The organism is uncultured Campylobacter sp. (assembly GCF_938045205.1).
GTDB lineage: Bacteria > Campylobacterota > Campylobacteria > Campylobacterales > Campylobacteraceae > Campylobacter_B.
Genome location: NZ_CALIMY010000024.1, coordinates 18,422 through 32,009 on the forward strand (window position 1 = coordinate 18,422; position 13,588 = coordinate 32,009).

General features: G+C 45.6%; 11 protein-coding genes. 2 read left to right on the forward strand and 9 right to left on the reverse strand.

Translation table 11 applies throughout. The annotated features are described in order from the left end of the window. Positions 1-2: 2 nt before the first annotated feature. From metG to mqnE, 6 genes are all read right to left on the reverse strand, one after another. A complete protein-coding gene (gene metG / locus Q0198_RS01165; protein WP_297894072.1) occupies positions 3-2,000 on the reverse strand; it encodes a methionine--tRNA ligase in 1,998 nt (665 codons plus the stop codon). A 27-nt stretch (positions 2,001-2,027) separates the two neighbouring features. After that, positions 2,028-2,738, reverse strand: coding sequence for a type II secretion system protein (locus tag Q0198_RS01170; protein WP_297894074.1), 711 nt, complete (start codon positions 2,736-2,738; stop codon positions 2,028-2,030). A 27-nt stretch (positions 2,739-2,765) separates the two neighbouring features. Further along, positions 2,766-3,992 (reverse strand): hypothetical protein, encoded by a 1,227-nt coding sequence (locus tag Q0198_RS01175; RefSeq protein WP_297894078.1) that lies wholly within the window; start codon positions 3,990-3,992, stop codon positions 2,766-2,768. A 112-nt stretch (positions 3,993-4,104) separates the two neighbouring features. After that, on the reverse strand, positions 4,105-4,554 hold the full coding sequence (locus Q0198_RS01180) for a phosphoribosyltransferase family protein (RefSeq protein WP_005871628.1): 450 nt from the start codon (positions 4,552-4,554) through the stop codon (positions 4,105-4,107). 15 nt (positions 4,555-4,569) lie between these two features. After that, the gene (locus tag Q0198_RS01185) at positions 4,570-5,865 is read right to left on the reverse strand and encodes an NCS2 family permease (RefSeq protein ID WP_177386696.1); all 1,296 of its coding nucleotides are present in this window, start codon (positions 5,863-5,865) and stop codon (positions 4,570-4,572) included. An 18-nt stretch (positions 5,866-5,883) separates the two neighbouring features. Continuing rightward, positions 5,884-6,966 carry an aminofutalosine synthase MqnE gene (gene mqnE, locus Q0198_RS01190; protein WP_297894083.1) on the reverse strand — a complete coding sequence of 361 codons (1,083 nt, stop codon included), beginning with the start codon at positions 6,964-6,966 and terminating at the stop codon, positions 5,884-5,886. A 141-nt stretch (positions 6,967-7,107) separates the two neighbouring features. Between mqnE and glmS the strand changes: the two genes are divergently transcribed. Together glmS and Q0198_RS01200 are read left to right on the forward strand one after the other, a co-directional pair. Further along, positions 7,108-8,925 carry a glutamine--fructose-6-phosphate transaminase (isomerizing) gene (gene glmS / locus Q0198_RS01195; RefSeq protein ID WP_297894085.1) on the forward strand — a complete coding sequence of 606 codons (1,818 nt, stop codon included), beginning with the start codon at positions 7,108-7,110 and terminating at the stop codon, positions 8,923-8,925. Between the two features lie 60 nt (positions 8,926-8,985). Further along, on the forward strand, positions 8,986-10,119 hold the full coding sequence (locus Q0198_RS01200) for a hypothetical protein (protein WP_297894088.1): 1,134 nt from the start codon (positions 8,986-8,988) through the stop codon (positions 10,117-10,119). Between the two features lie 673 nt (positions 10,120-10,792). Here Q0198_RS01200 and tgt read toward each other — a convergent pair. The 3 genes from tgt to Q0198_RS01215 all read right to left on the reverse strand — a co-directional run. After that, positions 10,793-11,959, reverse strand: coding sequence for a tRNA guanosine(34) transglycosylase Tgt (tgt, locus tag Q0198_RS01205; protein WP_297894090.1), 1,167 nt, complete (start codon positions 11,957-11,959; stop codon positions 10,793-10,795). Positions 11,960-12,256: 297 nt separating this feature from the next. Further along, entirely contained in the window at positions 12,257-12,493 is a 237-nt protein-coding gene (locus Q0198_RS01210) for a hypothetical protein (RefSeq protein ID WP_297894092.1), read from the reverse strand. A gap of 208 nt (positions 12,494-12,701) precedes the next feature. Continuing rightward, positions 12,702-13,588: AAA family ATPase (locus Q0198_RS01215; protein ID WP_297894095.1), on the reverse strand; the 887-nt coding region annotated here is incomplete at its 5' end.

Consider the following 13,588-nt stretch of genomic DNA (forward strand, 5'->3'; position numbering starts at 1 on the left):
CGCTAACCTACGATTGCGCCGTTTTTTACAGGCGCGAGGGTGCTAAGCAGTGTAAGGCTGCCGTCCTCGGCGCTTAAAATCATGCCCTCGCTGCTATGTTTAAAAATTTTAGCGGGTTTTAAATTTGCCAGCACGCAGATCTGCTTGCCGACAAGCGCGGCAGGATCGTAAAATTTCGCGATACCGCTGATGATTTGACGCGGTTTCTCCTCGCCCAAATCGATCATAAATCGCAGTAGCTTCTCGCTACCCTCAATGTTTTCGCACTCCAAAATCGTGCCGACTTTGATAACGCATTTTTTAAAATCGTCGATTTTGATTTGAGCTTCAGATGCCGCGCCTTGGGCTTCTTGCGCCGTAGCGCCCGAACCGGAAGCGTTTGCGTTTAAATTTAATGCACCTTTTGCCGCAGCGTCTGTGCCCGAACCGCTTGCAGAATTTGCAGCGCCATCCAGCTTGTCATAGTCTGCTTTAGGCATTAGCTCGTGATCGATCTTGGTAAAAAGCGGCTCGCACGGCTTGGCCTTAAAATCTAAAATTTCGCCACGAAGTACTAGCTTTTCATAAAGCGGAGTGGATATTTCAAAGCCGAGCGTGTCTGCGATACGTGCCGCCGTCTTCGGCATCGCGGGACTTAGCAGTACGGCGACTTTAGCCAAAATATTTGCAACCAATGCGACGAGAGCCAGTGCCTTAGGCTGCTCGCCGTTTTTCATCAAATTCCACGGCTCGTATTTTGCGATCGAAGCGTTCGCAAGAGCAAGCGCCCTCCAAAGCTCCTCTAAATATCTATTGGTGGCGACCTCCTCAAGCGCACTAAGCGCGGCGCTTAGATATGAGTTCGCTTCCTTGATCTCGGCGGTGAAAAATTTCATCACGTCTTTGGAATTTATGACGTAGTCCGAGTATTTTGCACTCATGCCGACGATGCGGCTGAGTAGATTTCCAAGCTCGTTGGCAAGCTCGGAATTTACGCGGTTGATGATCGCTTTTTGCGAAAAATCGCCGTCTTGACCGAACGGCACTTCGCGCAGCAAGAAATACCTAAACTGCTCCAGCCCATAAGCGTTTGCGACCTCGCGCGGATCTACGACGTTGCCTAGGCTCTTGCTCATCTTTTTGCCGTCTCGCGTCCACCAGCCGTGAGCTGCGACGCTGCGCGGCATATTTAGCCCAAGGCTCATCAAAAACGCAGGCCAATAAACGGCGTGAAAGCGCAAAATGTCCTTACCCACGATATGCAGCGCGTCGCCCCAATACTCCATCCGCTCGCCGCCCGCACAAAATCCGAGCGAGCTAAGATAATCCATCAACGCGTCCAGCCAGACGTAAATCACGTGTTTCGGATCATTCAGCTCGGGCGGAATTTTAACGCCCCAATCAAAGCCCGTTCGCGTGATCGAAAGATCCTTCAGGCCGCTTTTTACGAAGCTTACGACCTCGTTTTTTTTGCCTAGCGGCAGGATGCACTTTTCATCCTCGTACCATTTTAAAAGCCGCTCTGCGTAGGAGCTAAGCCTGAAAAAATAGCTCTCTTCTTTTAAAATTTTAGTCTTTTTGCCGCAGTCGGGGCAATACTCGCCGTCGATTAGCTGAGCGGAAGGAAAAAAACTCTCGCAGCTTACGCAGTAGTTGCCCTCGTATTCGCCCTTATAAATGTCGCCCTTTTCATACATCTTGCGAAATACGTTTTGCACCGCCGCCTCGTGCGCGGAATCGGTAGTGCGCGAAAACATATCGTAGCTGATGTCAAACTCGTCCCACAGGTCTTTAAATTTAGCGCTCACGCCGTCTGCGTATTGCTTCGGGCTTTTGCCGTGCTTGGCTGCGGCCTCCTCGATCTTTTGGCCGTGCTCGTCGGTGCCCGTTTTAAAAAACACCTCGTGTCCTTGCAGGCGGTAAAATCTAGCCATCGTATCGGCGATGATCGTCGTGTATGCGTGACCGATGTGCGGGACGTCGTTTACGTAATAAATCGGCGTCATTATGTATTTTTTCATCATTCTCCTTAAGTGTGTAGGATTATCCTACTGCCCTCCGGGACCGGTATTGGAAGCCAAAGTATAATTTACATATCCGGTCTCGGGCTGGATGGTAATAAGGGCATGCTCGCCCGCATTATTAGTAAGTGTAATTATGCATGGTCTATTATTTTCATCAAATGTAAAAAGCCTATCATATGGCACTGTAGAGTCAGCTACCTGTCCCATAGGACGCCCATAAGAATCAAAGACTATAGTTTGATTTGCCCGGTCTCCACAATTAGTAAATTCGACATTTCTAATATCGTAGGTTTTGCTTAAATTCAGCTTCTTATTGATTCTTTCAGCATTTCTATTTATCGCTTGATTTTGAAAACCTGCACTTAGAATTTTATTTGGATTTTGCGGATCTATGGCAAAATCAACCCTTGATAGATCAGACAGATCCGCACTACCGTTAGGATTACCGCTCATAGTGCTATCATAATACACCGTATAAGTCCAACCCTCGGCACTACCTTTAATATTAGTATAACTAAACTGAATCCTCCAAAGCTTCTTAAACCAATCCGGGTCATCGGGATCGAATTTATTATCATTCATAGCCAGCTGCTGAGTATAGCGAATATGAGCAGCTACTTGATCTGCCGCCTCCACAAGGCTATTTCGATTGATTTGAGGCACCGCCACCGCCGCTAGAATTCCAACCACCACGATGATGAAAATCAGCTCTATCATAGTAAATGCTTTTTTCATAATTTTTACCTTTCATAAAAATTTTGTTTATATTTTAACATAAAATTTCGCAATTCGCACGCCTCGCTTGTAAATATCTATATTTTGTATCGAATTTTTATGATCCGAGACATATTCCGGCTCATCCGCATAGATAAAAGCGCTATCCCCGCTAGGCAGTCCGTAAAATTTCAGGCGCAGGCAGAGCCTCTCGTCTTCGCAGCTTACGTTTTTTACTCCGCGATTTTTTAACTCACTTGCCAGCTGCCTAGCTACGTCAAATTTATAGATAAAATGCCGCTGCGGCTTGTTTGCGAACATCGCCTCATACATCACATCGCTAAAAATCACTGCAAAATAGCTTACCGCTAAGCTTACCAGCGTCACACCCACGGCGATCTTGTGAAAGGTACGAAATTTAGGCAATCTAACGCGGTACGAATTAAACAAAACCCGAATGATTAAAGGCGTAGCGATGACGCAATACGGCAGCATCATCTCAAGCGGCACGCGCTGTCTTAGAGAAAAAAGCATCGTCAGACAAAGCGCGCTTGTAGCGATGAACCACAGCAAGCTCTTTTCCTCTTTGATCCAAATTCTATAGATAGTGTAGATGAAAAATAAAAACACTAAAGGCGAAAACGCGCCCGCAAAAACGCCCACGGTATCTAAAAAATACCCCTTCGGCTTGCCCTCCGAGCTTACGTCGTAAAAGATCACGCTGAAGCTAAATAGCGCTATGCAAAGCAGCAAAAGCTCCTTTTTGCGCGTATAAAGCGCCCAAATTCCAAAGCCGACGTATAGCATAAAAAACGCGCGGTCGATCAGGGCACAAACGGACAGAAGCACGAAAAGCGCGATATTGTATTCACTCTTTGCAAAATATATCGCCAGCAGCGTGAAAAAAACGATGATGCCCGCGGGATTTAGCAAGATCGCGCTACTCATCGACGCAGGAAGCGCCATAAATAGCGCCGTAGCGACCACTCTATCGAAGCGACGCTTTAGAATAAATTTTGAAATTTTATAGATCATCGCGGCGTTTGCGAAGTGGATCAAAATAAACGGCACGCGCAGGGCGTAATCGTTGCGCCCGAAAATTTCGCAGCTTAAATTTGCGATTAGCGAAACGAGGGATTTTTTCTCATAAAAAATTTCGGCTTCGTAGTAGCTGATGCTTAAATTTGAGATCGCATAAAGCAAAAATATGCCCTGAAGCAGGCACATTATGGAGATTACGAAAATTTCGTTTTGATAAAGCTTCTTCACTCTCATCCTTGCTACGGGCGCTTTAAATTTACAGCCTAAATTTTACGGCCGGAATTTCATAAAATTTAAGTCGCCGAATCCTTTAAAATTTAGCCGCTAAATTTAACCGCGCGCCGCTTCATTCCTCTATCGTATAATTTTCCCAAAAGAAATTTATCCACTCATCCGTCTTTGAAATTTTAAAATCGGGCTGGATAAGCGCCTTGGGTTTGTAAAAAATCACCGCCGTTTTAAGCTCTATTTGCGGAAATTTCTCCAGCAGCACGCGCTTGATCTCGACCATGCTGTCGCCGCTGTCGATGATATCATCCACCAGCAGCACGCGTTTGTAAAGCTCTAGATCGGGCACGTTGAAAACGTCGATGGTGTCGAGCTTTTTAGTATCCGCGTAGTGGATGGAATTTATCGAAAATATCGTCCGCATATCAAGCGCATTGGCTAGCGCGTGGCCGAATGTGAGCCCGCCTCTAGCGATCGCCACGATTGCATCGGGCATAAATTCGTCCCTAACCTGCTTTGCTATAACTCTTGCGTCGCGGTCCATCTCGTCAAAACTATAAAATCTCATATCTTTCCTTAAAATTTAATGCATCAAAAATACTAAAACGCTAATCGCGCCAAGCGTCAAAACGCCGAAATTTAAATCTTTTATCCTGCGCTGAGCAAGCCTAACTACGATATATGCGATGAAACCGAAGCTTAAGCCGTTGGTGATCGAGTAGGTAAAAGGCATCAAAAATACTATAAAAAACGCAGGGATTAAAATTCCAGCGTCGCTATAATCGATCTTACCAAGCTCGCTAAACATCAAAACCCCGACCATTACGAGGATCGGATAGATCGCATTTGCGGGGATCGCCTTAAATAGCGGTAGCATAAACAGCGTCAGCACAAAAAATATAGCGCAAAATACCGCAGTAAGCCCCGTGCGGCCGCCCGCCTCCACGCCGCTGGCGCTCTCGGCAAATGCGGTGACCGTGCTCGTGCCAATAACGGCGCCCGCAACGCTTCCTATTGCATCGGAGGTTAAATTTCTAGATAGTTTTTTCATTCCGTCTTTGCTGTTCTCTCCAAAAAGCCCCGCGCGGTTTCCTACGCCGGTGAGAGTGCCGATGCTATCGAATAGATGCGTAACGAAAAATGTGATTATAAAAGGTACGAACGCGAGCTTTAGCGCTCCGGGGATATCTAGCTTAGCAAATATCGGCGTTATGCCGCTTGGCGCGCTTACTATGCCATGCGGTGCGGGCGAAATTCCAGCCACCCACGCAACGCACGAAGTAATCAAAATGCTTAAGATAAACGCCGCCTTGATTCTAAGCACGAAAAGCACAAGCACGACCGCTAAGCCTAAAATTCCAAGCAAAACGTTTAGATCTTTTAAATTTCCTAAAGTTACTAGCGTCGCCTGACTAGGCGCGATGACACCCATCTGCTTAAGTCCGATGAAGCAGATAAAAGCGCCGATACCCGCACTTATGGCGCGACGCAGATCAAGCGGGATAGATTTGATAACCCAAACGCGAAAATTGGTAAACGAAAGCACGGTAAAAAGCGCCCCGCTTATCGCTACGATGCCAAGTGCGCTCTGCCACGGCATCTTCGCATCCACGCACAACGCAAAGGTAAAATACGCATTTAGCCCCATGCCGACGCTAAGCGCGACGGGGGTATTTGCAAAGAGCCCGTTAAATAGCGTCGCGATTATCGTAATAAGCGCGGTTGCCGTAACCAGCGCATCAAACGGCATACCTGCGATGCTCATAATGTTAGCGTTTACCGGCACGATGTAAATCATCGCCAAAAACGTAGTAAGCCCTGCGATAAGCTCCTGCCTTACCGACGTTTTTGCCGCGGCGAGATGAAAGAATTTCTCCACTTGCTCCTCCTTTAGAATTTATTCGTAAATTTCGATCTGATTATATAAGCTGTCGCGCTCTACGGGCACAAAGCCTGCGGTGCTGATCATATCGATAAAATCGCGCTTACTCTGCCCTTTTTTGCTGCCGGCGCCAGCGCTGCTTTGAATGCTTTCGTTCTCGATCGTGCCGTCAAGATCGTCCGCGCCGAAATCCTGCGCCACAAGAGCTAAGCTTAACGTCGAGGTCGCCCAGTAAGCCTTGATATGCGCGACGTTGTCGAGTAAAATTCTACTAATCGCGATCGTTTTTAAAATTTCGACCGAGCCCAAAAAGCCCTTCACGTCCAGATAGTTGTTCTCGCGCTGATACACGAGCGGGATGAAGGCGTTGAAACCGCCGCCGTTAGCGTGAGAGAGGCTCTCATCTTGCAGCGCGCGGATGCGCAAGATGTGATCGATACGGTGAGCGCGGTTTTCGATATGGCCAAAGAGCATCGTGGCGTTGCTCTGACGCCCGCGCGCATGCCACAGCGAGTGGATTTGCAGCCACTGCTCACTTGAGACCTTGCCTTTGCAAATTTTATCCCTGATCCATTCGTCAAAAATTTCGGCACCGCCCCCAGGCATCGAATCCACGCCGCTTTGCATCATCAGCCCTATCGTCTCTTCGTAGCCCATCTTCCACTTTCGCCGCCAGTAATCAATCTCCGCCGCGGTCATCGCCTTGATATGCAGAAGCGGATATTTTTGCTTTATCGCTTTGAAAATTCCCAAATATTGCTGCGGCGTAACGAACGGATTGTGCGAGCTTACGATATGAATCTCCTTCGTGCCGCGCGCTACGGTCTCGTCCACGATACGCATGATCTCATCATCGCTCATCGTGTAGGCGTTTTCGTTCTTGCGGTGCGCCGAAAATGCGCAAAATTTACAGGTATCTGCGCATAAATTCGAAGGATTTATATGACGATTTGCGTTGAAATAGACGTTTTTGCCGTTTTTTTCTTTGCGAATAGCAAAGGCGAATTTGCCCAGATCGAAAAGATCCAAATCCCATAATTTCACGCCGTCTTCGTAATTTAATCTCTCGCCGCATTGTAGTTTTTCTAAAATTTCCATCGATTTCCCAAGCCAAATTTTGTGCTAATTATATAATTTTTTGCTTACAAAACGGATAAGCGGACTAAATTTAGAGCCGAATTTCGTTAATTTAAAATAGCGTAGTAAAATGGGCACTAAATTTTAAATAAGGAAAGCAAAATGTGTGGAATCGTAGGCTACATCGGAAATGAAGAGAAGAAAAAAATCATAATAAACGGACTGAAGGAACTCGAGTATCGCGGATACGATAGCGCTGGGCTTGCTGTGATGGACGAGAGTGCGAATATAAAGTATTTCAAAGCGGTCGGCAAGCTTAATAATCTCGAAGAAAAGATGAAAGATTTCACTTCGCAAGGCTTTGGCGTTGCGATCGGACATACTCGCTGGGCGACGCACGGAAAGCCCACCGAGCTTAACGCGCATCCGCATTTTGGAGATTTTAGCTTCGTCGTGCATAACGGTATCATCGAAAACTACATCGAGCTAAAGGACGAGCTCGAAGCGGACGGCGTGAAATTTTTAAGCCAGACCGATACCGAAGTAATCGTGCATCTTTTTGAAAAAAATTTCAAGGCTAGTAACGACGCATTTAAGGCGTACGAAGCCACAATTAAACGACTAAAAGGCGCATACGCAACGCTTTTGATCACAAAGGCAGCACCCGGAGAAATTTTCTTTGCTAAAAACGCAGCTCCGCTCATTGTCGCAAAAAACGATAAAAACGAAATTTTCTTTAGCTCCTCAGACGCTCCACTCATCGGGCTTGCGAATACGGCTGCGTATCTGGACGATCAAATTTACGGCGTTGCCAAGCTTGGACAAATAGACATTTTTAAAAACTCTAAACCGCATAATTGCGCCTTTAGTGAGCTTCCGAAGGATAAAGGCTACGCGCAAAAAGAGGGCTTTAGATTTTTTATGGAAAAAGAAATTTACGAGCAAGCGCAAGTCGTAACCGAAGCGATGATGGGGCGCGTGATCAAGGGCGGTAAGATAAAATTTGACGAACTTGATGCGGCGATGTTTGAGGGTATCGACGAGGTCGTGCTATGCGCCTGCGGCACGAGCTATCACGCCGCGCTCGTAAGCTCGTATCTTTTCGAGCGCATCGCTAAAATCCGCACAAAAGTAGAAGTTGCCAGCGAATTCCGCTACAAGGAGCCATTTTTAAACAAGAATTCCTTATTTATCGTGATCTCGCAAAGTGGCGAGACCGCCGATACATTAGAGGCGCTGCATATCGCTAAAAAAGCCGGTCTTAGGACGCTTGCGATCTGCAATGTCGATAACAGCTCAATCGTGCGCATGGCAGGCAGCGTGATCCTCACCCGCGCGGGCATCGAAAAGGGTGTGGCATCTACGAAGGCCTTTGCGACACAGGTTATGGTGCTATGGATGTTCGTCGTGTATCTTGCTAATCTGCGCGAAGTCATCTCGGCGCGCACGAATTCCGCTGAAATTTCGGCGATGCTTCATATCCCGCAAATTTTAAAGATCAAAGACGGCTTGCAGGATAAAATTTACCGTATGAGCAAGCACTATCTGCACGGACACGGCTTTTTCTTTATCGGTCGCGATATTTTCTATCCGCTCGCTCTTGAGGGCGCGCTCAAGCTCAAAGAGATCTCCTATCTGCACGCGGAGGGCTATCCGAGCGGCGAGATGAAGCACGGTCCGATCGCTCTTGCGGATTCCAACCTTTTTACGATCGCGTTAATGCCTAAAAATACGCTTTATGAAAAAACCAAAAGCAATGTCGAAGAGCTTGCCGCGCGCGATGCGTATATTTTAGCCATCAGCCCGGAAGAACCAGAGATCGCGGATGATTTTATCAAAACGAACGAGCAGAGCCACGCGATGAGCGAGTTTTTTGAGATGATGATAATTTTACAAATTCTAGCTCTTGAAATCTCCGTCAGACTTGGCAATGACGTGGATATGCCGCGAAATTTAGCCAAAAGCGTCACCGTAGAATAATCGTTTTTTAAGTTCATTTTGACTAATATTTCTCATTAAAAAATCGGGGAATATTAGTATATGAGACTTATCGGATTTATTAGAGGTGAAAATGTCATAGTCGCCACGGGCGGGGTCGAGTATAGCTACGAAATGCTAGGCGAGCGCGATCCTAGCCTAACCGACGGCGATGAGGTAAGCTTCGACACGCTAGCATCCAGCGCGATAAATATAAAGCGCGTCGAGGGCTCTAAATCCAAAGACCGCGTAGCGCAAAAAGTAACCCCACAGCCAAAAGAAGCTGCAAAGCAAAACGATGAAATTTTTGGCGATAAGGATTTTAGAGAAGACAATATATCCGAAGCGCCATCCTTTCAAAGCTCCACCGAAAATATTACGAACGATATATCTGCCGTAAAAGAAACGAAGGTCGCAAAAAAATTTAATAAATTTAAATTTAACCGCAAAGCCAAGCCTGCTAGTGCAAAAAAACCGAAATTCTTTGGATTTGAGTTCGTCCAAACCGACGATCTGCGCACTACGCAAAGCGTCGAGAGTAAAATTTATACTTCATCTATCCGTAAGGAGGGGCTTAAATCCATAATCCTGCCCATAGTGCCGATAGTCATTATTTTGATATTCCGCTCGCAAATCGCAAGCATATTTCTATCTTTTTCGCAGATCCAAGACTACGTCAATCAAGATACGGTTTATATGGTGATGGATCTGCTGATTTTCCTTAGTTTTGCGCTATTTTATCTGCTGCCGCTTAACCGCGCGATAAACCTGCTCTCCATAGCGACGCACGATCAATACCCAATGCGTCAAATGGCGAATTACAACGTCTTTATCATCTTGTGCGTCATCTCTACGATCCTGCAGGATAAGAGCCTGGGGTTGGATGAGTTCGAGCAGATTTTCATCTGCGGCGTGATCGGATTTGGGCTCATTTCGTTTTATTATAAGTTCAAGGCGTTTGCGTTTATGTTTTTCAAAACCGCAGGCTCGATCCTATTTGCTCCTGCGCTGCTCGTGGAGTTCGCGGCTATTATTTTCATCGGCATCGGCGACCGCTATACTGGCGCGTCGATGAAATTTATGGAGCTTACGGGGCTATTTTTTGCGAGCACGGCGTGGAGGTACATCATAATTTTTATCGTTATGTCGCCGCTTTATTTCCTTGGATTTTGTATGCTAAGGCGGATTAAAAAATAATTTTACAAAATTTTACCGCAGATTTGGCTGCGATGAAATTTTACTACGATAGAATTCCACTCAAAATTTCATCACAAAATTTAGCACGAAGACAGAATTTAGCGGGGATTTGAAGTTTATCAAAGTAAAATTTTATCGCAATAAAATTCCGCAATTGTAGGCGCAGATCGCAAGCCCTAAAGCAATATATGTCTTTTATATGCGTTAACGCACGCTTACAAAAATACACCAATACCTGCGAATTTCGATGCAATGTTCTCTTTTATTTGATAAAAGCCATAGTAATTTTACATCGCGTCTGTAAAATCCTACCGCTAAATTCCATCTTTAAATCTCGCGCGCTCAGCACATATCGACGCAGAATTTTATTCACGCAATTCGGCGCGAAATTCAAAGCTAAATTTCACATCGCATTCTACAGCGAAATTTCAAGACACAGCTCTATCATAATAAAATTTTGCCAAAATAAAATTCTAATTGATACAAAAATCTAAGCGCGGATTCAAATAAAATTTAAAGCTACAAGCTCCTCGCTCCGCAGCTAATTAAATTTCATCGCCAAATTTTGCCGCGTTTAAATTTAACCGCGCGCACCGTATTAAAATTCCGCCCCGTCGCCGCCGCAGCTAAATTTAACTATCGCACTAAATTCCGCGCCCTCGCCTGCTGAAATTTAATCTCGCGCCCCGTTTCGTGCGGCGTAGAATTCCTGCCTAAACTCGGCAAACCGCCCGCACATTATCGCCTCCCTCATATCCGCAGCAAGGCGCAGGTAATAATGCAGATTGTGAATGCTAGCAAGGCGGTAAAAGCTAAGCTCGCGCGCGCGAAATAGATGATTTAGGTAGCCGCGGCTGAAGCGCTTGCACGTGTAGCAGTCGCAGTGCGGATCGATCGGATCGTGATCGCTGATAAAGCCCGCGTTTTTGATGCTGATCTTGCCGAAGCTCGTAAATAGCGTGCCGTTGCGGGCGTTGCGCGTAGGCATCACGCAGTCGAACATATCCACGCCGCGAGCGACGTTTTCGACGAGATCCTCGGGCGTGCCGACCCCCATCAAATATCGCGGTCGCGCCGCATCGACGTATGGCATCATGGCCTCTACCGTGTCGTACATCAGCTCGTTTTTCTCGCCCACGCTAAGCCCTCCGATCGCAAGCCCGTCGAAGCTCATCTCGCACAGCGCTTCGGCGCAAAATTTGCGCGCCTGCGGGTCGGTGCCGCCTTGGATGATACCGAAGATATTTTGATGCGCGTGCAGGCCGCGAGATTTCATGGCCTCGTGATAATCTATCGCCTCGCGAGCCCATTTTATCGTGCGCGCGACGCTTAGATCGATACGCTTTTTAAGCCTCGATCTATCATCGCTGCTAAGTGCGCCCGGCTCGCGCGGCAGCTCCACCAAGTCGTCTAAAATCATCATAATATCGGAGTTTAGCTCATACTGCGTATCCAGCACCGAGCGCGGCGTGAAATAATGCATGCTGCCGTCGATGTGGCTTTTAAATTTTATACCGCCCTCGTCGTTTTTAGTGTTTGCGCGCAAACTAAACGCCTGAAAGCCGCCGCTGTCTGTCAAAAAGCTGCGAGGAAATTTCGTAAATCCGTGCAGCCCGCCGAAGCCCGCCACCACCCGCGAGCCCGGGCGCAGATACATGTGATAGGTGTTAGCAAGGATGATCTGCGCGCCTAAAAGCTGCGCTACGTCCGTCGCATCGAGCGCCTTGACCGCGCCCACGGTGCCGACCGGCATAAAAATGGGGGTGCGGATCGTGCTATGCGCCGTGCGGATCGTGCAGGCGCGCGCCGCGCCGTCCGCGCCGTCTATTTGAAAATCCATCTTGATCCTTTAAATTTAGCTTCTTGCGCGCGCTCGGCGCAAAATTTTAAAAAGCGATTGTAGCGAAATTTAAATTTGCGGCAGGTAAAGGCGGGTAAAAATTTAAAGGATATTATGAGGTGTTTGCGGATTAAAATTTCGGTAGCTAGCGACCGACACAGCCGCTAAATGTAAAATTTACCGGCTCTCTTATAATTAAAATTTAATCGAACGTTGCGAATTTAGCGAGCATGGCAGCATTAGACGGCGCACTTTATATTATAAATTTAAAGATGCGCCGAGGATAAAATTTCACACCTATGAAGCAAATTGTATAGCTATAACGCTATCATTAAATTTTCTCGCACCGCATGAGTCGGCAGCGCCCTTTAAATTTGAAACTTCGCTCTTTTCATCGCGCGCACTAGAAAATCTGATAAATTTATGACCATTATGACCGCAAAGCTGTTTTTCGCACGGCACGCCGTCGCCATCGCCGTCGGTGTGCTGAGTATCGCCTTCCTGTGCCCTGCCACACTCTCGCAAATACCGCATCGCCTCTTCTCAGCTGCTAAACTGCGAGCAATAGGTCTTGGCGCTGCAATCCAACCCCAAAGCAAGGCTAACTAATGCCGAAAATAATAAAATTAGCAGGTACTTGAACGACATAAGTACATAATATTTTATTACACCATTAATATCGTAAATTTAAACTCTCCTTAGAAATACCATATATTAAAAACTTTGTCAGCGTATCAACATATTATAAATTTTCTTTCGTAAAATACTCTATTTTGCTAGAAATAAAATCTTTTAGTACTCCTAAATACTTAGAGTAGTAATTTGAGCTTTCGAAACTACTCCAACATATCAAGAAGGCCTCCTCTTCATTGGACGCTATGCCAAATTCTTGCATCTTGCTAAATAATATATGATTGTTTGAATTTTCTAAATGATAGCTCATATTAGGATTCGGATTGTATTCTAAATATTTTTCCACCAAAAAACTTTCTGGGTTTTTTGTTGTTATATTGCCAAAAAGAAAGTGTATATCTTGATCTTCACAATAAGGCTTTTCATTCTTTTTATCTGCATCTAAAATACAAACATAACCAGATTTTACTTTTCTCTTACAGTATGTTTTTCTATAACTCAAATATGATTCGTATGTATCTTGACAAGAACCACAATCTATTATATTTATTACCCTAGCATCAAATTCTTGTCCAAAATCGTCTAGTAATTTTTGAATAATTTTTTTTGAAATTGCATCTTCACAATATATGTCAAACAAAGGATAAATACAAGAATCCATTTTGCTCATAGCAGCATTAACGCTTATATTTTGGCTACATGAAAAATGCTGATTATGATTTTTTTCAATAAAAATTCTTGCCTTTGGTGGCACACAAGACAAAATACTTGGAGAATGTGAGGTTATTATAAATTGGCTCTTTTTTGTTTCTGCTATATAATAAATGACTTCCATTAGTTTTCTTTGTATTTTTGGGTGCAATCCCGCATCTATCTCATCAATTAGAATTAATGATTTTTCCGGAGCATCTATTATATCGGTTAAAATTTTGGTCAATACCTCCTCTCCTGCTGCAGCATTATAGCTTGAATATGAACTATGACTAGAGTTATAGC